This is a genomic window from Streptomyces sp. NBC_00727, assembly GCF_045161745.1.
GTDB lineage: Bacteria > Actinomycetota > Actinomycetes > Streptomycetales > Streptomycetaceae > Streptomyces.
The window spans coordinates 6,703,593-6,730,564 of sequence record NZ_CP108981.1; the positions used below are offsets into that span (position 1 = coordinate 6,703,593).

Below are 26,972 nucleotides of genomic sequence, written 5' to 3' on the forward strand. Positions count from 1 at the left end.
GTCCGGGAATTCGACTTCCGGACCGTGCCGGATTTTCCGGTCCGTGCCGGAATTCCGAAACGGAATCGCCTGATTCCGCCCGGCGGTGCGCCGCTCCCATTTCTCGTCGTGCCCGGGTCCCCTGTCATACGTATGCGTGGAGAGGATGGAGCGTCATGCCGCCTGTAGTACCGCCGTTTCTCGTCGGGCTCATCGTCGCGCCGCTGGCCAAGCGTCTGCTGAAGCCACTGGTGGGTGGAGTCGTCAAAGCGTCCGTCGGTATCGCGATGGAGGTGAAGAAGGCCGCCCACGAGGCCGGGGAGAACATCCACGACCTCGCGGCCGAGGTCGCCGCTGACGTGGTCGCCGCCCAGATTGCCGCCAGCGACACCGAAAGCCACTCCGTGCCCGGTCAGCACACGACCGGGGCCGGCGCCAAGGGGGACCGGAGGTCTCCGAAGATCCGCGCGACCGCCGAGAACGTCGCCGGGAAGACGCTCTGACGGCCTGTGCGACCCGCGGCCGCCACCCGGCGCGCCCGCCGATCGATTGCGGCGGAACGCGTCACGGTGGCGGCCGTTCGCGGGCCGACCCGTCCGCGCACCCCTCCGGCGCGGGCGCCGGCCCGCCCCGTATCTCATTTCCCGCTCCGTCGCCCTGATCCGTCGACTCCGTGACGGCCCTCCGCGACCTCCGCAAACAGGTGAACGTACACATGCCATCGCTACTGGGAGCCGCATCCGGATTCCGCTCCGCGGAACCGGCCGCGAGCCCTCGCTCGGTCACACCGGGCCGCCAGCGCTGGGACGTCGGGCTCGTCGTCGGGCGTCCCCGGACGGCCGAGATCCTCGCCGCCGCGCTGCGCCACATCCCCGGGATCACCGAGGCCCAGGCCAGCCCGGTCACCGGCGGGGTGCTCGTCCGGCACGACGCACGGCTGTGCGCCGCGGACGTCGGCCGGATCATCGGCCGCACCGTCGCCCGGCTCGCCCGGGAAGCGGCCGGCACCGGACGAGCGGCGACGGACCGATCCGTGCCGGCCCCCCGGGCGGACCGGGGCCTCGTCGTACGCCCGGTGCTCGCCGTCGGCGGCGGGGTCGCCGCCGGTGCCGCGCTCGTCAAGGGGTCGGCCCTGACCCGACAGCTCGTGGCCGTCGGCGGAGTGGCGGCGGCGACCGCGGTCGTCCTGCGGAAGGCATGGCGCGGAACGGCCGAGGCGGCCGGCCCCGAGGCCGAGCGGCACCCCCTGCTGGAGATCGTCGGACCGCACCGCCCCCGCCTCTACCGGGCCGCCGCCCTGTCCGTCGCCTGCCAGGCCGCGGAGATGGCGCTCGGCACCTTCCTCGGATGGACCGGCCTGGTCCTCATCAAGGGCGAGGCGGCCCCGCTGGCCGGCCTCGGCCTGACCACGGCGTCCGCCCAACTCTGGGGCCTGGCCGGGCTGGTCGCCGTCGCCTGTGCCGCCGTCGCCGGACTCTCGTACGCCTCGAACCTCCAATGGCGCCGGCTCGGCCAGGACATCGAGCACGACTGGCGAGGCCGCACCTACCGGCACGTCCAGCACCTCGAACTGAGCCAGCTGGAGGGCGAGCGGACCAGCAGGGTGGCCGGCACCCTCACTCACGACGTCGGCCAGCTCGGCGCCTTCTTCGCCGGCCCGGCCAACGACGTCCTCCAACTCGGCACCAGCCTGGCCCTGCTCGTACCGGCCTTCCTCCTGCTGGCGCCCCAGATCGCCTGGATCGCCTTCCTCCCGATTCCGGTCATCGCCTGGCTGTCGCTGCGCCATCAGGAACGGGCCGCGACGGACTACGCCACCACCGGCGAAGACCGGGCCAGGCTCGGCAGCCAGGTGATCAACTCGCTCGAAGCCGGCGCGACCGTCAAGAGCTTCTGCACCGAGGCGTACGAGGCCGAGCGCGTCGACCAGTTGAGCGACGCGGTCCAGGAGAGCAACCACCGCACCGACCGCGGCACCCTCCGCCACGGCGAGGCCGTCCGGGCCTGCACCACCGCGTCGATGGCCGGCACCCTGCTCATCGGCGGCCGGGCGGTCCTCGACGGCACCCTCCGCTTCGAGGTGTTCAGCCCCCTGATCGGCCTCCCCCAGATGCTGCTCATGCGCATGAGCCGGCTCGGCGGCATCGCCGACCAGTACCAGCGCACCGTCGCCTCCTACGAGCGGGTCCAGCGACTGCGCGAACTCCCGGTCGAGGCCGACAGCGGCGAAGGAACGCTCGAACTGGCCTCCGTGCGCGGCGAGGTTGTCCTGGACGAGGTCACTTTCGCCTATCCCGGCCGCCCGGCGACCCTGGACAAGCTCTCGCTGACCATCCCGGCCGGCCGGGTCACCGCCCTGGTCGGCGCCACCGGCTCCGGCAAGACGACGATCGCCAGACTGCTCATGCGCTTCCAGGACGCCGAGTCCGGCCGGGTCCTGCTAGACGGCCGGGACCTCCGGGACCTGCGGCGGCACGACCTGCGCCACGCCATCGGCTTCGTCTCCCAGGACCCGTTCCTCTTCGACGGCAGCATCGCCAACAACATCCGCTACGGCAGCTTCGGCGCCTCCGACGAGGCCGTCGTCCGGGCCGCCGCCATGGCCGAGGCACACCCCTTCATCACGACCCTGCCGAACGGCTACGACACCCTCATCGGCGAACGCGGCGCCGCGCTCTCCGGCGGTCAGCGGCAGCGCATCGCCCTGGCCCGCGCGATCCTCAAGGACTCGCCCGTCGTCATCCTGGACGAGGCCACCTCCGCCGTGGACAACGAGACGGAGGCCGCCATCCAGCGCACGCTGCACAGCTTCGCGGCCGACCGGACCATGGTCGTCATCGCCCACCGCCTCTCCACGGTCCGCCACGCCGACCGCATCTACGTCCTGGACAAGGGCGGCATCGTCGCCGAACAGGGCACCCACGACGAACTCCTGGCCCAGCACGGGCTCTACGCATCCCTCTGGCAGCTCCAGGCCGGCGAAGTCGCCGCCTGACCGCAGGAATCCGCTCCGCCGCCCGGCCGTGTGACACCACCGCGGCCGGCGCGCCCTGCGCGCATGCCCTCTCCCACCTCTGGAGGTACCCCCATGTCCCGTCGTGACGGCGACGTCCTTCGCCTGACCGCGGCCCAACGGGAGATCTGGCTCGCCGAGCAGAGCTCGCCGACGCCGATTCCCGGCTACCGCGTCGGTGAGTGCCTGGAGATCCACGGGCCGGTCGATCCGGAGCTGTTCGAAGCCGCGCTGCGCCGGGTGGTGGACGAGGTCGACGCCCTGCACGTGACCTTCACCGACGAAGGGGACGGCCCGCGCCAGATCCTCCGCGAGACCTGGGACTGGGCACCGGTGCACCTCGACCTCGGGGCGGAGCCGGACCCCCGGGCGGCCGCCGGGGAGTGGATGGAGCGCGACCTCGCCCGCCCGCTCCACCCGACCCGTGATCCGTTGTTCGGCCACGCGCTGATCCGGCTCTCACCCACGGAGCACTTCTGGTACCTGAAGTACCACCACCTGGTCCTGGACGCGATCAGTAGTTCGATGGTCCGCCAGCGGGTCGGCGAGGTGTACTCGGCGCTGGCCGGGGACGCCTCCGTCCCGCCGTCCCCGTTCGGCGCGCTGCGGGACCTGGTCGACAGCGACGCCGACTACCGCGCCTCCGACGCCTTCGACGCGGACCGCACCTACTGGAATGAACGCTTCACCGATCTGCCCGCCCCGACACGGCTCACGGAAACCGCCGCGACCGACCCCCATCAGGTCCTGCGCGTGGCCGGGGAGCGGGAGCTGCGGGACCCGGAGGCACTGCGGGCGGCGGCGGCCCGGGCCGGTGTCAGGTGGTCCCGGGTGGTGATCGCGGCGACCGCGCTCTACGCCCACCGGCTGAGCGGTGCCCAGGACGTGGTCCTCGCCCTGCCCGTCACCGCCCGTCGGGGCTCCGACCGCGACCTGATGTCCGTGCCCGGCACGATGTCCAACGTGGTACCGCTCCGACTGACCGTGCGGCCGGACATGCCGTGGGGCGAGCTCGTGGCCCAGGTGGCGTGCGAGGTCGAGGCGGCCGTCGCGCACGAGCGGTACCGCAGCGAGGACCTGCTCCGCGACCTCGGCGCACCCGGCGGCATCGGCACGGCGTTCCCGCTGATCGTCAACATCATGGCCTTCAACGCCAGGCCCGGCTTCGCCGGACACCCCGCGTCCGTGCACCACTTCGTGTCGGGCTCGACCACCGACCTGGCCGTCTGGCTGTTCGACTACCGGGACGGCAACCCGCCGCTGCTCAGGCTGCACGGCGCGCCGGACGCGTACGGCGACGACGACCTCGCCGCGCATCAGGGACGGCTGCTCGCCCTCCTCGACGCCGTCGCGGACCTCGACCCGGAAGAGGCGGTGGGCGGGGTCGATCTGCTCAGGGCCGAGGAGCACCGCGAGTTGGCGGAGCTCGGCACCGGGCCGACCGCCACGCCCCCCGCCGCAAGCCTGCCGGAGCTGTTCCGGGAGCAGGTGCGGAGGGGCCCGGACGCGACGGCGCTCGTGTGTGGCGACGTGTCGCTCTCGTTCGCGGAGCTGGATGCGCGGGCGAACCGGTTGGCGCATGCGCTGATGGCGCGGGGTGCTGGTCCTGAGCAGTTGATCGCGGTGGCGTTGCCGAGGTCGGCGGAGCTGGTGGTCGCGATTCTCGCGGTGCTGAAGTCCGGCGCGGCGTACGTGCCGGTGGACCCTGAGTACCCGGCAGCTCGGATCGCGTACCTCCTGGAAGACGCCCGGCCGGTGCTGACGGTGACCGACACCCATGCCGGCCACAGGCTTCCGGGCACCACGGGCGACCGGTTGGTGCTGGATGACCCGGAGACGGTGGCGGAGGTCGAAAGCCGCCCGGTGACCGACCCGGTGGTGGTCCTCGATGCCAGTCATCCCGCCTACGTCATCTACACCTCGGGATCCACCGGCCGCCCCAAGGGCGTCGTCGCCACACACAGCGGCCTGGCCGACCTGCTCACCGACCACCGGAAGGCCCTGTTCGCGCCACTGCTGAAGGACCGGCAGCGGCTGCGCGTCGCGCTCACCACCTCGGTGTCCTTCGACGCCTCCTGGAACCAGCTCATGGCCCCCTTCGCGGGCCATGAGCTGCACGTCCTGGACCACGCGACCTGGACGGACCCGGAAGCATTCGTCGCGTACGCGGGAGACCGTGGGCTGGACTATGTCGAGGCCACCCCCTCCTACCTCCAAGATCTCGTGCGACACGGCCTGCTGAGCGATGCGCGAGACAGACCCGCGCTGGTCGCCGCCGGTGGCGAGGCTGTCCCGCAGCAGCTGTGGGAGCGGTTGCAGGCGGCTGACGGCACGCACTGCATCAACCTGTACGGACCCTCCGAGTGCACGGTCAACGCGGTGACCGCCCCCGTGGCGTCGAGCCCGCGCCCGGTCATCGGCCGGCCCGTCACCAACGCCCGGCTGTATGTGCTGGACGGTGCTCTGCGGCCGGTGCCGGGTGGTGTGGCGGGTGAGCTGTACATCGCGGGTACGGGACTGGCGCGGGGTTACTTCAACCGGCCGGGGCTGACGGCCGGGCGGTTCGTGGCCGACCCGTTCGGTGCGGCAGGCTCGCGGATGTACCGCACGGGTGACCTGGTGCGCTGGAACGCGGACGGGAACCTCGATTTCCTCGGCCGTACGGACGATCAGGTGAAGGTACGGGGTTTCCGTATCGAGCTCGGCGAGATCGAAGCCGTCCTCGCCGAGCACCCGGACCTCACGCGCACCACCGTCATCGTGCGCACCGACGAGGAACCCCTCCTCGTCGCCTACGTCGTGCCCGCCGCCGGACAGGACGTCCGGACGGAAGCCCTGCGGACCTGGGTCCGCGATCGGCTGCCCGCCTACATGGTGCCGTCGGCGATCGTGGTGCTCGACGCCCTGCCGCTGACCCCGAACGGCAAGCTGGACCGGCGCGCCCTCCCCGCCCCGGAGAACGGGCCCACCGCGCTGGGCCGCGCCCCGCGCAGCGCGGTCGAACACCTGCTCGCCGGGCTGTTCGCCGAGGTGCTGGGCGTCGCCCAAGTCGGCCTGGACGACAGCTTCTTCGACCTCGGCGGACACTCCCTGCTCGGCACCCGGCTCATCGCCCGGGCCCGGTCCGTGCTGGGCGTGGAGCTGCGGCTCAGCGACCTGTTCGACGCGCCGAGCGTGGCCCGTCTGGCGGCCAGGGCGGACGCGGCCGGCTACGCGCGCCCGGCACTGGGCCGGCGCGAGCGCCCCGAGACCGTGCCGCTGTCCTTCGCGCAGCGCCGGCTGTGGTTCCTGCACCGGATGGAGGGCCCGAGCGCCACGTACAACATTCCGCTGGCACTTCGGCTGACCGGGAGCCTGGACGAGCGCGCCCTCGAAGCCGCCCTGGCGGACGTGGTCGAACGCCACGAGACCCTGCGCACCGTCTTCCCGGCCGTCGCCGGGGTGCCGTGCCAGCGGGTGCTTGACCCCGACGCGGCCCGGCCCCGGCTGCGGGTGACCGAGACCCGCGAGCGCGAGCTGCCCGACCGGCTTGCGGAGTCGGCGCGGCAGGGCTTCGAGCTCTCCGGCGAACCGCCGCTGCGCGCCGAGCTGTTCCGGCTCGGCGACGAGGAACATGTACTCCTGCTCGTCGTCCACCACATCGCCGGTGACGGCTGGTCGGCGGGCCCGCTCTCGCAGGATCTGACGACCGCCTACGCGGCCCGGAGCGAGGGCGCGAAGCCGCAGTGGTCGCCGCTGCCGGCCCAGTACGCCGACTACACGATGTGGCAGCGCGAACTCCTGGGCGACGGCCGCGATCCGGACAGTCTGCTGGGCGCCCAGCTCGCCCACTGGCGCGAGCGGCTGGCGGGCCTGCCCGACCAGGTCGAGCTGCCCTTCGACCGGCCCAGGCCCGAAGCGATGTCCTACCGGGGCGCCCAGCTGCCGGTGCGCGTCGATCCCGAACTGTACGAGGGCCTGCGCGCCCTCGCCCGCGACGGCGGGGCCAGCCTCTTCATGGTGCTCCAGGCCGGTCTGGCCGCGCTGCTCGGCAAGCTGGGCGCCGGCACCGACGTCCCGATCGGCACGCCCGTCGCAGGACGCACCGACGAGGCCCTGGACGACCTCGTGGGCTTCTTCGTCAACACACTGGTGCTGCGCACCGACCTGTCCGGCGACCCGACGTTCACGGAACTCCTCGCCCGTGTGCGCTCCGAGGCACTGGCCGCCTACGCGCACCAGGACGTGCCGTTCGAGCACCTGGTCGAGGCGCTGAACCCGGCGCGGACCCTCGCGCACCACCCCCTCTTCCAGACGATGCTCACCCTTCAGAACGCGCCGTCCGGCACCTTCGACCTGCCTCGGCTGCGCGTGGCGTCCGACCTGGTCCCCACCGGAACGGCCAAGTGCGACCTGACCTTCGTCCTGGCCGAACGGCCCGGCGGGGGCGGCCTGTCGGGTGTGGTGGAGTACAGCACGGACCTGTTCGACGCGGCCACCGTCACCGGCATCGTCGAGCGCTGGCTGCGGTTGCTGCGCGCCGTCGCCGCCGACCCCGGACGGCGCATCGGCCAGGTGGACGTGGTGTCCGCCGACGAACTCCGGGCACTGCTGCCGGCCGGTCAGCGCGCGGAACCGCCGCAGCACAGCCTGCCCGCACTGTTCGAGCGGCAGGTGCGGGCCGATCCGGACGCCATCGCCCTCACGGACGGCGCGACCACCCTCACGTACGGCGGTCTGAACGCCCGCGCGAACCGGCTGGCGCACGCCCTGATCGAACGGGGCATTGGTCCCGAGCAGTTGGTGGCACTGGTGCTCCCGCGCTCGGTGGAGCTGGTCGTGGCGGTGCTCGCGGTGCTCAAGGCGGGTGCGGCGTATGTGCCGGTGGACCCGGAGTACCCGGCCGCCCGGATCGCCTACCTGCTCCGGGACACCCGGCCGTCCCTGATCCTGACGACAGATCAGCTGGACGCGGAGGGCGTGGAACAGCTGCTGCTGGACACCGCCGATCTCGACGGACTGCCCGACACCGACCCGGGGATCGCCGTCGACCCGGCCCACGCCGCCTACGTGATCCACACCTCCGGCTCCACCGGCAACCCCAAGGGCGTCGTGATCCCGCACCGCAACGTGGTGCGCCTCTTCGACACCACGCGCGCGCAGTTCGGCTTCGGTCCCGACGACGTGTGGACGCTCTTCCACTCCTACTCCTTCGACTTCTCGGTCTGGGAGCTGTGGGGGCCCCTGCTGCACGGCGGCCGCCTGGTCGTCGTGGACCACGAGACCAGCCGCTCGCCCGGCCGGTTCCTGGACCTGCTCGCCCGTGAGCGGGTGACGGTGCTCAACCAGACGCCGTCCGCCTTCTACCAGCTGATGCAGGCCGACGCCGAGGACCGCGCGACCGGCCGCCGGCTCGCCCTGCGCACGGTGGTCTTCGGCGGTGAGGCGCTGGAACACGCCCGGCTGGCCAGCTGGTACGAGCGCCACCCGGAGGACGCGCCGCGCCTGGTCAACATGTACGGCATCACCGAGACCACGGTGCACGTCACACACACGGAACTCGGCCGGACCTCCACCGCCCCCGGCGACATCGGCACCGCCCTCCCCGACCTCCGGGCGTACGTCCTCGACGCCGGCCTGCGCCCGGTCGCCCCGGGCGTCCCCGGCGAGCTGTACGTCGCGGGCGCCGGCCTGGCGCGCGGCTACCTCAACCGTCCCGGGCTCACCGCGGGGCGCTTCGTGGCCGACCCGTACGGGCCCGCGGGCTCACGCATGTACCGCAGCGGCGACGTGGTCCGCCGCGCCGCGGACGGCACCCTGCGCTACGTCGGCCGGGCCGACCAGCAGGTGAAGGTGCGCGGCTTCCGCATCGAGCTCGGCGAGATCGAAGCGGCCCTGGCCGCACACCCGGACATCGCGCAGGTCGCCGTGCTCGCCCGCCAGGACCGCGCCGACGACACCCGGCTCGCCGCGTACCTCGTACCGGCCGCCGACGCCGCACCGGGCCCCGCCGGTCTGCGCGCGCACCTGCGCGAGCGGCTGCCGGAGCACATGGTGCCCTCGGCGTTCATCACGCTGGACGCCCTGCCGCTGACCGTCAACGGCAAGCTGGACCACCGCGCCCTGCCCGCCCCCGACCTCACGCCGGCAACCACGTCCCGCGCCCCGCGCACCGCCCAGGAACAGATCCTGTGCGAGCTGTTCGCCGAGGTCCTGGGCGCCCCTTCGGCCGGCGTGGACGACGGCTTCTTCGACCTCGGCGGGCACTCCCTGCTCGCCACCCGCCTCGCCGCCCGGATCCGCGTGACGCTCGGCGTGGAGATGCCGCTGCGCACGCTGTTCGAGGCTCCGACCCCGGCGGCCCTGGCCGCCGCCCTGTGCGCCGCCGGCCCGGCGCAGACCGCCCTGGCTCGCCGTGAGCGCCCCGAGATGATCCCGCTGTCGTTCGCGCAGCGCCGGCTGTGGTTCCTGCACCAGATGGAAGGTGCGGGCGCGAACTACCACATCTCCCTCGCCTGGCGGCTGTCCGGCGACCTGGACCGGCGGGCCCTGGAGTGCGCCGTCGCGGACGTCGTCGCCCGGCACGAGAGCCTGCGCACCGTGTTCCCGGCGGTGGACGGCGTCCCGCACCAGCGTGTGCTGGACGTGGACGACGCCCGCCCGCGCCTGCCCGTGCACCGGACCACCGAGGCCGGGCTTCCGGCCCTGATGGCGGCGGCGCGGGACCGCCGGTTCGACCTAGCCGCCGACATGCCCCTGCGCGCCGAGCTGTTCGCACTCGCCCCGGACGAGCACGTCCTCCACCTGGTGCTCCACCACATCGCGGGCGACGGCTGGTCGCTGAGCCCCCTCGCGCAGGGCCTGACCGACGCCTACACGGCGCGCCTCGGCGGCGAGGCCCCGCAGTGGGCGCCGCTTCCCGTCCAGTACGCCGACTACACCCTGTGGCAGCACGGACTCCTCGGCGACTCCACCGACCGGAGCAGCCTGCTCGCCGCCCAGGCCGACTACTGGACCCGCCGGCTCGCCGGGCTCCCCGAGCTGATCGAGCTGCCCGCCGACCGGCCCCGCCCGGTGGTCGCCTCGCACCGGGGCGGCTCCGTGCGCGCCGGCCTGGACGCCGAGCTGCACCGAGGGCTCCGTGAACTGGCCCGTGCCCATGGGACGAGCCTCTTCATGGTGCTCCAGGCAGGACTGGCCGCCCTGCTGAGCAAGCTGGGGGCCGGCGACGACATCCCGGTCGGCAGCCCGGTCGCCGGCCGGACCGACCAGGCGCAGGACGAGCTGGTCGGCTACTTCGTCAACACCCTTGTCTTCCGCACCAACACCTCGGGCGACCCGACGTTCGCCGAGCTGCTGGACCGGGTCCGGGACACCGCGCTCGCCGGGTACGCCCACCAGGACGTGCCGTTCGAATACCTGGTCGAGACGCTGAACCCGTCCCGGTCACTCGCGCACCACCCGCTCTTCCAGGTCATGCTGGTGCTCCAGAACGCGCCCCGGGCCGACTTCGCTCCGCCCGGGCTGCGCGTCGAGGACGTGCCGTCCGCGTCGGCCACGGCCAAGCTGGACCTGATCTTCACCATGGCCGAGCGGCACGCGGAGGACGGTTCCCCGGACGGGCTCGACGGGTCCGTCGAGTACGCCGACGACCTCTACGACCCGGCCACCGTCGAGACGATGCTCGCCCGGTGGGAGCGGCTGCTCCGCATCGCTGTCACCGACCCCCGGCAGCGGCTCAGCCGGCTCGACCTGCTCACCGCCGACGAGCACGACGCGCTTGCGGCGCTGGGCACCGGCCCGGCGGCCCCGGTCCGTACCGGGACGCTGCCGGAGCTGTTCCGGGAGCAGCTGCGGAGGGCTCCGGATGCGACGGCGCTTGTGTGTGGCGAGGTGTCTTTGCCGTACGCGGAGTTGGATGCGCGGGCGAACCGGTTGGCTCATGCGCTGATGGCGCGGGGCGCGGGTCCGGAGCGGCTGGTCGCGGTGGCGTTGCCGAGGTCGGCGGAGCTGGTGGTCGCGATTCTCGCGGTGCTGAAGTCCGGTGCGGCGTACGTGCCGGTGGATCCGGAGTATCCGGCCGCCCGGATCGCGTATCTCCTGGACGATGCCCGGCCGGTCCTGACGGTGACCGACACCCGCACCCTTGCCCAACTGCCGGATGGGGCTGGCGACCGGTTGGTACTCGACGACCCGGATACGTCCGGGCTGATCGAAAGCTGCCCCGTCACCGACCCGATGGTGCCGGTCGATCCGGCCCAGCCGGTCTACGTCATCTACACCTCCGGGTCCACCGGCCGCCCCAAGGGCGTCGTCGTCACGCACAGCAGCCTGGTCAACCTGTACGCCAACCAGGGCCCGCTGGTCTCCCCGACGGGGGAGCGGCTGCGCGTCGGGCTGACCACGTCCGTGTCGTTCGACGCCTCCTGCGACCAGCTGTTCGCCGTGTTCGCCGGGCATGAGCTGCACGTCCTGGACGAGGCGACCTGGACCGACCCGGCGGCCTACCTCGCGTACGCCGTGCGGAACGGGCTGGACACCATCGGCGGCACCCCGTCCTACCTGCACGTCCTGGTCGAGCACGGCCTGCTCGACCACCCCCGGTGGCGCCCCGCGCTGGTCGCCCTGGGCGGGGAAGCCGTGCCTGAGCAGCTGTGGGAGCGGCTGAGGGTCGCGGAGGGGGTTCGCGCCCTCAACTACTACGGCCCGTCCGAGTGCACGGTCGACTCGGTCGTCGCGCCCCTGGCGTCGAGCCCGCGCCAGGTGATCGGCCGGCCGATGGGGGGTGCCCGGCTCTACGTGCTCGATGGCGCTCTGCGGCCGGTGCCGGGTGGTGTGGCGGGTGAGCTGTACATCGCGGGTACGGGACTGGCGCGGGGTTACTTCAACCGGCCGGGGCTGACGGCCGGGCGGTTCGTGGCCGACCCGTTCGGTGCGGCAGGCTCGCGGATGTACCGCACGGGTGACCTGGTGCGCTGGAACGCGGACGGGAACCTCGAGTTCCTCGGCCGTACGGACGACCAGGTCAAGGTACGCGGTTTCCGTATCGAGCTCGGCGAGATCGAGGCCGTCCTCGCCGAGCACCCGGACCTCGCCCGCACCGCCGTGGTCGTCCGGCGGGACGGCGCGCAGGGGCCCAGGCTCGTCGCGTACGTGCAACCCGCCGCCGATGCCGCGCCGCAGACCGAGGAGCTGCGGGCGCACCTGCGTGAGCGGCTGCCGGAGTACATGGTGCCGGCCGCCTTCGTCCCGCTCGACGCACTGCCGCTGACCCCGAACGGCAAGCTGGACCGGCGCGCCCTGCCCGAACCCGACACCACTATGACGGCCGGCCGGGCGCCGCGTACGCCCGAGGAACACGTGCTGGCCGGGCTGTTCGCCGAGGTGCTGGGGGTGCCAGGGGTCGGTGCCGACGACGATTTCTTCGACCTCGGCGGGCACTCCCTGCTCGCCACCCGGCTCGTCGCCCGCGTCCGTACGACGCTGGGCGTGGAGCTGGCCCTGCCCACCCTGTTCCGTACGCCGACCGTGGCCGGACTGGCCGCCGGGCTCGGCGACGCCGGCCGGGCCCGGCCCGCACTCGAACGGGCGGAGCGGCCCGAGCGGGTGCCGCTGTCGTCCGCCCAGCGTCGCCTCTGGTTCCTGCGCCAGCTGGAGGGCGCCGAATCCGTCTACAACATGCCCCTCGCCTGGCGGCTCACCGGTCCGCTGGACCCTGCGGCCCTCGAAGCGGCGCTGGGCGATCTCGTGGACCGGCACGAAACCCTGCGTACGGTCTTCCCGGCCCAGGACGGGGTGCCGTACCAGCACGTGCCGGCCGCCGGAGAGGCGCAGCCGGCCCTGCTGGTGACCCCGGCCGACGGCCGGGCGCTGCCGGACCTGCTGACGGCCGCCGCCGCGCGCGGCTTCGACCTGGCCTCCGAGCCGCCGTTGCGCGCCGAGGTGTTCGAGGTCGCGGCGGACGAGCACGTGCTGCTCCTGGTGATGCACCACATCGCCGGTGACGGCTGGTCGCTCGGCCCGCTGGCCGCCGACCTGGCCACCGCGTACGCGGCACGCGTCCGTCGCGAGGCCCCTCAATGGGCGCCGCTTCCCGTGCAGTACGCCGACTACACCCTCTGGCAGCACGAACTGCTCGGCGACTCGTCCGACGAGGACAGCCTCCTCGCCCGGCAGACCGACTACTGGACCCGGACGCTCGCCGGCCTGCCGGAACAGATCCGGCTCCCCGCCGACCGCCCCCACCCCGCCGCCCCTTCCAGTTCCGGCGGCCGGCTCGCGATCGAGCTGGACGCGGAACTCCACGCCGGACTGGTCCGGCTCGGCCGCGAGCACGGCGCCAGCGTGTACATGGTGCTCCAGGCCGCTCTGGCCTCCCTGCTGGACAAGCTGGGTGCGGGCAAGGACATCCCGGTCGGCAGCCTGATCGCCGGCCGCACCGACCAGGCCCTTGACGACCTCATCGGGTTCTTCGTCAACACCCTGGTCCTCCGCACGGACACCTCGGGCGACCCGACGTTCGCCGAACTGCTGGGCCGGGTCAAGGAGAGCGCGCTCGGCGCGTACGCCCATCAGGACCTGCCGTTCGAGCAGGTCGTGGAGGCGCTGAACCCGTCCAGGTCGCTCACCCGCCAGCCGCTGTTCCAGGTGCTGCTGGCGCTCCAGAACGTGCCTCGCACCGACTTCGCGCTGAGTGGTCTGGCCACCGAACCCGTCCTGGTCGGGACACCGACGACGATGTTCGACCTCGGCTTCCACCTGTTGGAGCGCGGCGGCCCCGGCGCCGCCGAGGGCATCGTCGGGCGTGTCGAGTACAGCACCGACCTGTTCGACCCCGTCACCGTGGAGGTACTCGTCGCCCGGTGGCTGCGGCTGCTGACGGCGGTCGTCGCCGCGCCGGGGCTTCCGCTGAGCCGGATCGACGTACTCACCGCCGGCGAACGGCATGAGCTGCTGGTCGCCCGCAACGACACGGCCCGCCCAACCGCCGACGCCACCCTGCCCGGATTGTTCGAGGAGCGGGTCCGGGCCACCCCGGACGCCCCGGCCGTGGTGTTCGAGGACACCGTGCTGTCGTACGGCGAGCTGAACCGCCGGGCCAACCGCCTCGCCCACGCGCTGATCGCGCGGGGAGCGGGCCCCGAGCAGGTCGTCGCACTCCGGCTGCCGCGCTCCGCCGAGCTGGTCGTCGCCGTGCTCGCGGTGCTCAAGACGGGCGCGGCGTACCTGCCGGTCGACCCGGACTACCCCGCCGCTCGCATCGCGTACATGCTGGAGGACGCGCGCCCGGCCGTGGTGCTCGACGACCTCGCCGCCGTAACGCCGTCCGGCAAGCTGCCGGAGCACGACCCGGGCGTGCGCGCGGACACGCGCCACCCGGCCTACGTCATCTACACCTCCGGCTCCACCGGCCGGCCCAAGGCCGTCGTCATGCCCGCCGCCGCACTGCTCAACCTGCTGACATGGCACCACCGCGCCGTCGGTGGCGATCCCGGCACACGTACCGCGCAGTTCACCGCGATCAGCTTCGACGTCTCCGTGCAGGAGATGCTGTCCGCGCTGCTGTACGGCAAGACCCTGGTGGTGCCCACAGAGGAGCAGCGCCACAGCGCCGAACTGTTCGCCCACTGGCTGGACCGCCACCGCGTCGAGGAGCTGTTCGCGCCCAACCTGGTGGTCGAGGCGCTGGCCGAGGCCGCCGAGGAGGCCGGTCTCGACCTGCCGCACCTGCGGCTCGTCGCCCAGGCCGGGGAGGCGATGCGCCTGGGCGGTGCCGTGCGCCGCTTCGCCGCCAGGCCCGGCCGGGTGCTGCACAACCACTACGGCCCCGCCGAGACCCACGTCATCACCGCCTACGCGCTCCCGGCCGAGCCCGCCGACTGCCCGCTGCCCGTGCCGATCGGCCGCCCGGTCGACAACTGCCGGGTGTACGTGCTGGACGAGGCCCTGCGACCGGTCGCCCCCGACATCCTGGGCGAGCTGTACCTCGCCGGAACCGGGCTCGCCCGCGGCTACCTCGACCGGCCGGGCCTGAGCGCCGGACGCTTCGTCGCCGACCCGTACGGGCCGGCCGGTGCGCGCATGTACCGCACCGGCGACCTGGCGCGCTGGGGAATCCACGGCGAGCTGGAATTCGCCGGCCGTGTCGACCACCAGGTCAAGGTGCGCGGCTTCCGCGTCGAGCCCGGCGAGATCGAGGCCGAGCTCACCGCGCACCCGGGCGTCTCCCAGGTCGCGGTGCTCGCCAGGGAGGACCGGATCGTCGCCTACGTCGTCCCGTCGGCCCCGGCCGCGACGACCCCGGCCGAGCTGACCGCCCACCTGCGCGAGCGGCTGCCGGACTACCTGGTGCCGTCCGCGTTCGTGCTGCTGGACGCGTTGCCGTTGACGCCGAACGGGAAGCTGGACCGGGGGGCGGTGCCCGCGCCCGACGCCGTGTCCACGGGGAGCGGCCGGGCGCCGCGCACCCCGCAGGAGCAGATCCTGTGCGAGCTGTTCGCCGACGTCCTCGGCCTCGCCCGGGTCGGGGCCGACGACGACTTCTTCGCGCTGGGCGGGCACTCCCTGCTCGCCACCCGGCTCGTCTCGCGGGTCCGGGCGGCCCTCGGGATCGAGCTGGAGCTGCGTGCCCTGTTCCGTACCCCGACACCGGCCGGTCTGGCGGCCGGGCTGCAGGACGCCGGCACGGCCCGCCGCGCGCTCGTGCCCCGGCCCCGCCGCGAACTGCTGCCGCTGTCGTTCGCCCAGCGCCGCCTCTGGTTCCTCCAGCAGTTCGGGGCACCGAGCGCCACCTACCACATGCCGCTGGCCCTGCGGCTCTCCGGGGACCTCGACCGGGACGCGCTCGGCGCCGCCCTGGTGGACGTGATGACCCGGCACGAGACCCTGCGCACGGTGTTCCCGCACACGGGCGGCATCCCGCACCAGCGCGTGCTGGACACCGCCGAGGTCCCCGTACCGCTGACCGTGCGTACGGCCGGCGAGTCCGAGGTGCCCGCGCTGCTGCGGGACGCGGCCGTGCGCGGCTTCGACCTGACCACCGAGATCCCGCTGCGGGCCGAGCTGTTCGCGGTCGCGCCGGACGAGCACGTGCTGCTCCTCGTCATGCACCACATCGTCGGCGACGGCTGGTCCATGGGCCCGCTCGCCCGCGACCTGGCCGCCGCCTACACCACCCGGCGGAGCGGCGGGGCACCGGAATGGCCGCCGCTGCCGGTGACGTACGCCGACTACACCCTGTGGCAGCACGAGATCCTCGGCGACGAGAACGACGCCGACAGCCTCTTCTCCCGCCAAGTCGCGTACTGGCGGCGGGCGCTGACGGGCATGCCCGGACAGCTGCAACTCCCGGCAGACCGGTCGCGCCCGGCTGTCATGTCGTACGGCGGTGATGTGCTGGAAGTCCGCATCGATGCCGAACTGCACGCCCGGTTGACGGAGTTGGCGCGGCGGTCCGGAGCCACCCTCTTCATGGTGTTGCAGGCGGGTCTGGCGGCGTTGTACACGCGGTTGGGTGCGGGGACGGATATCGCGATCGGGAGTCCGATCGCGGGGCGTACGGATGAGGCGCTGGACGATCTGGTCGGGTTCTTCGTGAACACGTTGGTGTTGCGGACGGATACGAGTGGTGATCCGGGTTTCGGTGAGCTGCTGGGTCGGGTGCGGGAGACGGCGTTGTCGGCGTACGCGCATCAGGACGTGCCCTTCGAGCATCTGGTGGAGGCGCTGAACCCGTCCCGCTCCCTGTCCCACCACCCCCTCTTCCAGACCGGTCTCGTCGTGCAGAACGCGCCCGGCGGCGCCTTCGGCCTCCCCGGCCTCCAGGTCTCCGCGATGCCCGTGCTCACGGGGACCGCGCGGCTCGATCTGACCTTCGGGTTCGCGGAGGAGTACGGCCCCGACGGCGAGCCCGCCGGCCTCAGCGGTGCCGTGGAATACAGCACGGACCTGTTCGACCGTGCGACGGTCGAGGGGCTGGCCGCCCGGTGGACCAGGCTGCTGGCCGAGGTCGTCGCCGCGCCGGAGCGCCCGATCGGTGCGATCGACCTGCTGTCCGCCGAGGAGCGCGGCGAGCTGCTGCCCGCCCTGGCGGACGAGGCGGCCGGGGCGAGCTTCCCGGAGCTGTTCGCGGCACGGGTGGCGGCGACGCCGGAAGCGGTCGCGCTCGTCTGCGACGACCATGAACTGACTTACCGGCAACTTGACTGCCTTGCCAGCCGGTTCGCTCATGCGTTGATCGCGCGGGGTGTGGGTCCGGAGCAGGTGGTGGCGGTGGCTCTGCCGAGGTCGGTGGAGTCGGTGGTCGCGGTGCTGGGTGTGCTGAAGGCGGGGGCGGCGTATCTGCCGGTGGATCCGGCGTATCCGTGGGCGCGGATCGCGTACATGCTCGACGACGCGCGTCCGGCCCTCGTGGTGGACGACCCCGCGATGGTCTCGGAGGGCGACTGGCCGGAGACCGACCCGCAGGTCGAGCTCGATGTGCGGCACCCGGCCTACGTGATCTACACCTCCGGCTCGACCGGCCGCCCCAAGGGTGTCGTCGTGAGTCATGGCGGCGTGTCGCGCCTGGCAGCGGTGCAGGCCGACCGGCTCGGCGTGGCGGCGGGAAGCAGGGTGCTCCAGTTCGCCTCGCCCAGCTTCGACGCGTCCTTCTGGGACCTGTGCAGTGCGCTGCTGACCGGCGCGGCGCTCGTCCTCGCCCCCGCCGACGCCCCGCTGGACGCCCTGACGGACCCGGGGCTCGGAGTCACCCATGTGACGCTGCCGCCCTCGGCCCTCGCCGCGCTGGGCGACGCGGACCTCACGGCCTCCACCCTGGTGGTGGCGGGGGAGGCGTGCTCGCCGGAGCTGGTCGGGCGGTGGGCGCCCGGTCGCCGGATGATCAACGCGTACGGCCCGACCGAGACCACGGTCTGCGCGACCATGAGCGACCCGCTCGTCCCGGGGGTCGGTGTGCCGCCGATCGGCCGCCCGGTCGCGGACTTCCGGACCTACGTACTGGACGAGCGGCTGCGCGCCGTACCGCCGGGCGTGACCGGCGAGTTGTACGTCGCCGGGCCCGGCCTGGCACGCGGCTACCTGGGCCGCCCGGGCCTGACGGCGGCACGGTTCACGGCCTGCCCGTTCGGGCCGGCGGGCGCGCGGATGTACCGCACCGGCGACCTGGTCCGGCGTCGCGCCGACGGCGAGCTGGAGTACGCCGGCCGCGCCGACCAGCAGGTGAAGGTGCGCGGCTTCCGTGTCGAGCCCGGCGAGGTCGAGGCCGCGCTCACCGCGCACCCGGGCGTCGCCCAGGCCGCCGTCGTGGCCCGGGTCGACCGGCTCGTCGGCTATGTGGTCCCGCATCCCGCTGCGGCCGTACGTCCCGCAGAGCTGGCCGCCCACCTGCGCGAGCGGCTGCCGGACTACCTGGTGCCGTCCGCGTTCGTGCTGCTGGACGGGCTGCCGTTGACGCCGAACGGGAAGCTGGACCGGGGGGCGCTGCCCGCGCCCGACGCCGTGTCCACGGGCAGCGGCCGGGCGCCGCGTACGCCGCAGGAGCAGATCCTCGTCGAGCTGTTCGCCGAGGTGCTCGATGTGCCACGGGTCTCGGTGGACGACGACTTCTTCGACCTGGGTGGGCACTCCCTGCTCGCCACCAGGCTCGTCGCACGGGTGCGCTCGGTGCTCGGGGCGGAGCTCGGGCTGCGCGCCCTCTTCCAGGCGCCCACCGTCGCCGGCCTGGCCGGGGCGCTCGCGGCGGCGGACGGGGTGCGCCCGGCGCTGACCGCGTACGAGCGGCCCGACGTGGTGCCGCTGTCCTTCGCGCAGCGCCGCCTGTGGTTCCTGCACCGCATGGACGCCACCGCCGCCACGTACCACATCCCGCTGGCGCTCCAGCTGACCGGAACGCTCGACCGGGGCGCGCTCGACCAGGCGCTGGCCGATGTGGTGGCCCGGCACGAGAGCCTGCGGACTGTGTTCCAGGAAGCCGACGGCGTGCCCTGCCAGCGCCTGCTGGAACCGGCTGCCGTACGACTCCGGGCCCACACTGCCGGGGTGCCGGCGGACGAACTGCCGCACCGGCTCGCGGAGTCGGCACGGCAGCCCTTCGACCTGGCGGCCGAACCGCCGCTGCGGGCCGAGCTGTTCGCGGTCGCGCCGGACGAGCACGTACTGCTCCTCGTCATGCACCACATCGCCGCCGACGGCTGGTCCACCGGGCCGCTGGCCCGAGACCTCGCCGAGGCCTACGCGGCACGCTGCGGAGGCCGGACGGCGGACAGGCCGGAACTGCCGGTCCAGTACGCCGACTACACGCTCTGGCAGCGCGACCTGCTCGGTGATGCCGCCGACCCGGAGAGCCGGTTCGCCGAACAGCTCGACTACTGGAAGCGGCAGCTTGCCGACCTTCCGGAACTGCTTCCTCTGCCCACCGACCGCCCCCGCCCGGCCGTCGCCGGCCGGCAGGGCGCTCACATCGGCCTGGAACTCGGCGCAGAACTGCACAGCGCCCTGGCGGAACTGGCCAGGCGGACCGGGACCAGTCTGTTCATGGTGTTGCAGGCGGGTCTGGCGGCGTTGTACACGCGGTTGGGTGCGGGGACGGATATCGCGATCGGGAGTCCGATCGCGGGGCGTACGGATGAGGCGCTGGACGATCTGGTCGGGTTCTTCGTGAACACGTTGGTGTTGCGGACGGATACGAGTGGTGATCCGGGTTTCGGTGAGCTGCTGGGTCGGGTGCGGGAGACGGCGTTGTCGGCGTACGCGCATCAGGACGTGCCCTTCGAGCATCTGGTGGAGGCGCTGAACCCGTCCCGCTCCCTGTCCCACCACCCGCTGTTCCAGACCATCCTGGCTGTGCAGAACGCCCCGACCGGCCGGTTCTCGCTGCCCGGCCTGGACGTCACGACCTACGCGGTCGCGACCGGCACCGCGAAGTTCGACCTCGGCGTGAGCATGGTCGAGCAGTTCGACGCGGACGGGGCCCCGGCCGGGATCGTCGGCGCCGTCGAGTACGCGACGGACCTGTTCGACCGTACGACGGTGGAGGCGCTGGTCCGGCGCTGGACGCTCCTGCTGAAGGCCGTCACCGCCGACCCGGAACAGCCGATCGGCGGGATCGACCTCCTCGACGCGGAGGAGCGGCACCGGCTGCTGGAACGGGACAACGCAACCGCCCGTGACGTCGGCGCGGTCCCGCTGCCCCGGGCCTTCGCGGCGCAGGTGGCGGCGACACCGGACGCGGTCGCGCTCGTCTGCGGCGACGACGAGCTGACTTACCGGCAGCTCGATGGCCGATCCAGCCGGTTCGCTCATGCGTTGATCGCGCGGGGTGTGGGTCCGGAGCAGGTGGTGGCGGTGGCTCTGCCGAGGTCGGTGGAGTCGGTGGTCGCGGTGCTGGGTGTGCTGAAGGCGGGGGCGGCGTATCTGCCGGTGGATCCGGCGTATCCGCGGGCGCGGATCGCGTACATGCTCGACGACGCGCGTCCGGCCCTCGTGGTGGACGACCCCGCGATGGTCTCGGAGGGCGACTGGCCGGAGACCGACCCGCAGGTCGAGCTCGGTGTGCGGCACCCGGCCTACGTGATCTACACCTCCGGCTCGACCGGCCGCCCCAAGGGTGTCGTCGTCGAACACGGTGGTGTGGCGAGCCTGGTCGCCGGGCAGATCGAGCGCTTCGCGGTCGAACCCGACAGCCGGGTCCTTCAGTTCGCCTCGCCCAGCTTCGACGCCTCGGTGTCGGAGATCTGCACCGCCCTGCTCAGCGGCGCGGCCCTCGTGCTGCCCCCGGCGGCCGGGGCCCTCGCCGCGCTCACCGATCCGGGCCTCGGCATCACCCATGTCACGGTGCCGCCATCCGTCCTGGCCGCCGTGCCGGACGGGGCAGTGACCGCGTCGACGCTGGTGGTGGCGGGGGAGGCGTGCTCGCCGGAGCTGGTGGCGAGGTGGGCGCCCGGTCGCCGGATGATCAACGCGTACGGCCCGACCGAGACCACGGTCTGCGCGACCATGAGCGACCCGCTGACCCCCGCGACCGGCGTGCCGCCGATCGGCCGGCCCATCGCCAACGCCCGGGTGTACGTGCTGGACGACCGCCTGCGGCCGGTGCCGCCCGGCGTGACCGGGGAGCTGTACGTGGCGGGCGCGGGCCTCGCCCGCGGTTACCTCGACCGGCCCGGGCTCACGGCGGGCAGGTTCGTCGCCTGCCCGTACGCACCCGGTGAGCGCATGTACCGCACCGGCGACCTGGTCCGGCGGCTGAGCGACGGACAGCTGGAGTACGCCGGCCGCGCCGACGACCAGGTGAAGGTGCGCGGCTTCCGCGTCGAGCCCGGCGAGATCGAGGCCGCGCTCGCCGCACACCCCGCCGTCGCCCAGACCGCGGTCCTCGCCCAGGACGACCGCCTCGTCGGCTACGTCGTCCCGCACCAGGACACGGCCCGGGACAGCGGGATCGAATCGGTTCAGGTGGGGGAGTGGCAGGACATCTACGACGCCCTGCCCATCGCCCCCGGCACCGCACCCTTCGGCGACAACTTCGTCGGCTGGGACAGCAGTTACGACGCGCGACCCATCCCCGAGGAGCAGATGCGGGAATGGCGGGACGCCACCGTGGCCCGCATCCTCGACCTCGGCCCGCGCCGGGTGCTCGAAGTCGGCGTCGGCACCGGCCTGTTGCTCTCACAGATCGCACCCCACTGCGAGACCTACTGGGCGACCGACTTCTCCGCCACCGCCATCGACGCGCTGACCGCTCAGGTGGCCCGGGAGGAACGGCTCACCGGCCGGGTGGTGCTCCAGACCCGTCCGGCGCACGACACCGACGGGCTGCCGGCCGGGGCGTTCGACACCATCGTCATCAACTCGGTGGTGCAGTACTTCCCCTCCGCCGACTACCTCGCCGACGTCATCGGCAAGCTCATGGGGCTGCTCGCCCCCGGTGGCGTCCTGTTCATCGGAGACGTACGCAACCTGCGGCTGCTGCGTCCGTTCGCCACCGCCGTCCAGCTGCACCGGACGGGCGACGACGCCGACCCCGCCGCCGTACGCCGTGCGGTGGAGCAGGCGGTCAGGGTGGAGAAGGAACTCCTCGTCGACCCGGACTTCTTCACCGTCCTGCGGGCGCGCGGCACGGACATCGGCGTGGTGGCCGTGGAGGTCAAGCGCGGCCGCCACCACAACGAACTGAGCCGCTACCGCTACGACGTCACGCTGCACAAGGCACGGGTGGCCCCGGAGCCCGCGCCCCCGGCCGCCGAGCTGGTCTGGGGACGGGACATCGCCGGCCCGGAGGCCCTGCGCGACCTGCTCGCCGAGCCGCCCGCCGACGTACTGCGGATCACCGGAGTCCCCAATCGCCGCGTCGCGCGGGAAGCCGCCCTGGCCCGTGCCCTGCACGAGGAGGACGGGGCCCTCGCGGAGCTGCTGGCACGGCTGCATGCCCCGGAGGAGGAGAACGGCCTCCCCGACCCCGAGGACTTCCACGCCCTCGGGCGGGAGCACCGCCGCGCGGTGTCCGTCACCTGGTCGGCAACCTCGGACGACGCCGTGGACGTGGTCTTCGCCGACCCGGACGGCTCCCCGGTCCAGTACCGGCCGGCCGGGTGTGCCGACCGGGCACTGTCCTCGCTGACCAACCGCCCGACCGGCAGCCGGAGCACCGGCGCCCTCCTCGGCGAACTCCGCGACTGGCTGCGCGAACGACTCCCCGACTACCTGGTCCCGTCGGCGTTCATGGCGCTGGACGCCCTGCCGCTGACGGCCAGCGGCAAGCTGGACCGGCGCGCACTGCCCGCGCCCGACCTCGGCCCCGCGATGGGCGGACGCGCGCCCCGCACCCCGCAGGAGCAGCTGCTCGCGGAGCTGTACGCCGAAGTCCTGGGACTCGTCCAGGTCGGAGTCGACGACAGTTTCTTCGACCTCGGCGGGCACTCGCTGCTCGCGACCCGCCTCGCCGCCCGGGTCCGGGCGACCCTCGGCGCGGAGCTGGAGGTCCGCACCCTCTTCGAGACCCCGACCGTGGCCGGTCTCGCGGCCCGCCTGGACGGGGCCGGAGCCGCTCGCCCCGCGCTGACCGCCCGGCCGCGCCCGGAGCGCGTGGAGCTGTCCTTCGCCCAGCGCCGGCTGTGGTTCCTGCACCGGATGGACGGGCCGAGCGCCACGTACAACATGCCGCTCGCGCTGAGCCTGACCGGCAGCCTCGACCGGCCCGCGCTGCAGGCCGCGCTCGCGGACGTCATCGCCCGGCACGAGAGCCTGCGCACGGTGTTCCGCGAGACCGACGGCACCCCGCACCAGGTCGTGCTGACCGCGGCGCAGGCGCACCCCGCGCTGCCCGTCGTGGAGCTGGACGAGAGCGCGCTGCCCGGACGCCTGGCCGAAGCGGCACAGCGCGGCTTCGACCTGGCGGCGGAGCCCCCGGTCCGGGCCGAGCTGTTCGCGCTCGCCCCCGACCGGCATGTGCTGCTCGTCGTGGTGCACCACATCGCCGCCGACGGCTGGTCCATGGGCCCGCTCTCCGCCGACCTCGCGACGGCGTACGCCACGCGCTGCCGGGACGAGGAACCGGGCTGGGCCCCGCTGCCCGTGCAGTACGCCGACTACACCCGCTGGCAGCGCGACCTGCTCGGCGACGCCGGCGACCCGGACAGCCTGTTCGCCCGGCAGCTCGCCTACTGGCGGGACGAGCTCGCGGGCATCCCGCAGCAGCTCCCGCTCCCAGTCGACCGGCCCCGGCCGCCCGTCGCCTCCCAGCGCGGCGACCGGGTCGTCGTCCGGTTCGACCCCGAGCTGCACCAGGCCCTGCGCGACCTGGCCACCGAACGCGGCGCCAGCATGTTCATGGTGCTTCAGGCCGGGCTTGCCGCGCTGCTCACCCGGCTCGGCGCCGGTACGGACATCCCCATCGGCAGCCCGATCGCCGGCCGCACCGACCAGGCGCTGGACGAGCTCGTCGGCTTCTTCGTCAACACCCTCGTCCTGCGCACCGATACCGGCGGCGACCCCGGATTCGCCGAACTCCTCGGCCGGGTCCGGCAGAAGGCGCTCGGCGCGTACGACCACCAGGACGTGCCGTTCGAATACCTGGTGGAGGTGGCCAACCCGGTGCGGTCCCTGGCCCACCACCCGCTGTTCCAGGTCATGCTGGCCCTGCAGAACGCGCCGCTGGGCGACTTCGCACTGCCCGGGCTGGAAACGGGCCACCTGGAGGCACCGACCGGGACCTCCCGCGTCGACCTCACCTTCAGCCTGGCCGAGCAGTTCCGCCCGGACGGCGGGGCCGACGGGCTGGTCGGTGCGGTGGAGTACGCCACCGACCTGTTCGACGCCGCCACTGTCGAGCTGCTGTTCGAGCGCTGGGCCCGTCTGCTGCGGGCGGCGGTCGCCGAACCGGACCGGCCGGTCAGCCGGATCGACCTCATGTCCGCCGCCGAACGCCACCGGCTGCTGTACGAGTTCAACGACACGTTCTCGGAGCTGCGCCCGGACGCGGTGCCGGCGCTGTTCGCCCACCAGGTGCGGGCTACCCCGGACGCCGTCGCGGTCGTCGCGGACGGCTCCGAGCTGACGTACGCAGAGCTCGACCGGCGGGCCGACATGCTGGCCCGGGCCCTGATCCGCCAGGGCGTGCGGCCCGAGACCCCGGTCGCCGTCATGCTCGACCGCTCGGCCGAACTGGTCGTGGCGATCCTGGCCGTCATCAAGGCTGGCGGCGCCTACGTCCCGCTGGACCCGCGCTTCCCGTCCTCCCGGATCGACCTGATCCTGCGGGAGAGCGGCGCCGCCCTGGTGCTCACCCAGGAGGTCCTGGCCGCGTTGGAGCGGTCCGGGCAGGACGAGGTGGACGCCGTGGAAGTGCCGTGCGAACCCGGGCAGGTGGCGTACATCATGTACACCTCCGGTTCGACCGGGCGGCCGAAGGGCGTGGCCGTCACCCACCGGGACGTGGTGGGCCTCGCACTGACCCCGGAGTGGCGCGGCGGCGGACACGAGCGGGTGCTGATGCACTCCCCGACCGCCTTCGACCTCTCCACCTACGAACTGTGGGTGCCGCTGCTCAGCGGCGGCCGGATCGTGGTCGCACCGCCCGGACAGCTCGACCTCGACCTGCTCCAGCACACCCTCGACGCGCACGGGGTGACCGGACTCTGGCTGACCGCCGGGCTGTTCCGGCTCGTCGCCGAGGAACGCCCGGCGCTGCTCACCGGGGTGCGCGAGGTGTGGACCGGCGGTGACGTGGTCTCGCCGGCCGCCGCCGCCCGGGTGCTCGCCGCCTGCCCCGGCATCGAGGTCGTCAACGGCTACGGGCCCACCGAGGCCACCACCCTGGCCACCCGCCACCCGGTGCGCGGCCTCCCCGAGAACGCCGCGACCGTGCCGATCGGCGGACCGATGGCGAACATGCGCGCCTACGTGCTGGACGACCGGCTGCTCCCGCTGCCGGCCGGCCTGGTCGGCGAGCTGTACCTCGCGGGTACGGGCGTCGCCCGCGGTTACCTGGGCCGGCCCGGCCTGACCGCGGAGCGCTTCACCGCCGACCCGTACGGCCCCGCCGGGAGCCGCATGTACCGCACCGGCGACCTCGCCCGGTGGCGCCCCGACGGCACGCTGGAGTTCGCCGGACGCGTCGACCACCAGGTCAAGCTGCGCGGCCAGCGCATCGAGCCCGGGGAGGTCGAAGCCGTCCTGGCGGGCTGCCCCGGCGTCGCCCAGGCGGCCGTCGTCGCCCGTGAGGACCGGCCCGGGGACAAACGCCTCGTCGCCTACCTGGTGCCCGCCCCCGACACCGTGCTTGAGACCGCCGAGCTGTCCGGCCGGCTGCGCCGCGAACTGCCCGACTTCATGGTCCCGGCGGCGTTCGTCACCGTGGACGCGCTGCCGCTGACCGCCAACGGCAAGCTGGACCGGGCCTCCCTGCCCGCTCCGGACTACGGGGCGTCGGGCGGGGGGCGCGGTCCCCGGACCCCGCAGGAGCAACTGCTGTGCGGGCTCTTCGCCGAAGTGCTCGGACGCGAACAGGTGGACATCGACGACGGCTTCTTCGACCTGGGCGGACACTCGCTGCTGGCCGCCCGGCTGGCGGCCCGGGTCCGCGAGACCCTGGGCCTGGAACTGGGGCTGCGCATGCTGTTCGAGGCGCCGACCGTCGCCGGCCTCACCGAACGCCTCGCCATGAACAACCCGCACGACGCGCTCGACGTACTGCTTCCGCTGCGTTCGACCGGGACGGAGACACCACTGTTCTGCGTCCACCCCGGCGGCGGCATCAGCTGGTCGTACAGCGGACTGCTCAACCACATCGGCCCGCAGCACCCGGTCTACGCCATCCAGGCGCGGGGCCTCGGACGCCCCGAACCGCTGCCGGAGTCGTACGAGGAAATGGCGGCCGACTACGCCGACCACATCCAGAAGATCCAGCCGCAGGGGCCGTACCTGTTGCTCGGCTGGTCCGCGGGCGGACTGATCGCCCACGCGCTCGCCTGCGAACTCAAGTCGCGGGGCGAACGGACCGCGCTGCTGGCCGTCCTCGACGCCTACCCGGTGAAGGACGTCCGGTTCGAGGACGAGCCCGTGCCCACCGTGCGGGACGTGCTCGTCGGTGTGCTCGACGTCGACCCGTCCGAGCTGGGCGACCGCGACATCACCTACGCCGAGGTCGCCGAGGTGCTGAACCGGCGCGGCAGCGCCCTCGCCGGGCTCGACGAGCGGCAGGTCGAGGTCATCGTGGACATCATGATCAACAACGCGAAGCTGGCGGTCGACTTCGTCCCCGGCAGCCACGACGGCGACCTGCTGCTGTTCAACTCCACCATCGACCGGGGCCAGGACGACGCCGGACCGGACGTCTGGCGCCCGTACATCACGGGCCGGATCGAGTCCCACGACATCACCACCCGGCACGACCAGATGACCCGGGCCGGTTCGCTGGCCCAGATCGGACCGGTCCTGGCTGCCAGGATCGCCGAGGCCACCGGTGACACCGGTGACATCACCCTTTCCCCTCAGGAGGACTGAC

The 26,972-nt window shown here is 73.4% G+C and carries 3 protein-coding genes; all 3 read left to right on the forward strand.

What is annotated here, in order from left to right; genetic code table 11:
* Window positions 1–155 precede the first annotated feature (155 nt).
* The 3 genes from OG242_RS30260 to OG242_RS30270 all read left to right on the forward strand — a co-directional run bounded on the left by OG242_RS30260 (window position 156) and on the right by OG242_RS30270 (window position 26,971).
* Window positions 156–482: a DUF5132 domain-containing protein gene (locus OG242_RS30260; protein WP_405901186.1), complete on the forward strand. Its 327-nt coding sequence runs from the start codon at window positions 156–158 to the stop codon at window positions 480–482.
* A gap of 212 nt (window positions 483–694) precedes the next feature.
* Window positions 695–2,974: an ATP-binding cassette domain-containing protein gene (locus OG242_RS30265; RefSeq protein WP_405901187.1), complete on the forward strand. Its 2,280-nt coding sequence runs from the start codon at window positions 695–697 to the stop codon at window positions 2,972–2,974.
* A gap of 93 nt (window positions 2,975–3,067) precedes the next feature.
* A complete protein-coding gene (locus OG242_RS30270) occupies window positions 3,068–26,971 on the forward strand; it encodes a non-ribosomal peptide synthase/polyketide synthase (protein ID WP_405901188.1) in 23,904 nt (7,967 codons plus the stop codon).
* Window position 26,972 lies beyond the last annotated feature (1 nt).

Bases quoted from the DNA above. Each gene is read 5' to 3' on its own strand.
- OG242_RS30270 (WP_405901188.1), top strand. From the start codon at position 3,068: ATGTCCCGTCGTGACGGCGACGTCCTTCGCCTGACCGCGGCCCAACGG.
- OG242_RS30265 (WP_405901187.1), top strand. From the start codon at position 695: ATGCCATCGCTACTGGGAGCCGCATCCGGATTCCGCTCCGCGGAACCG.
- OG242_RS30260 (WP_405901186.1), top strand. From the start codon at position 156: ATGCCGCCTGTAGTACCGCCGTTTCTCGTCGGGCTCATCGTCGCGCCG.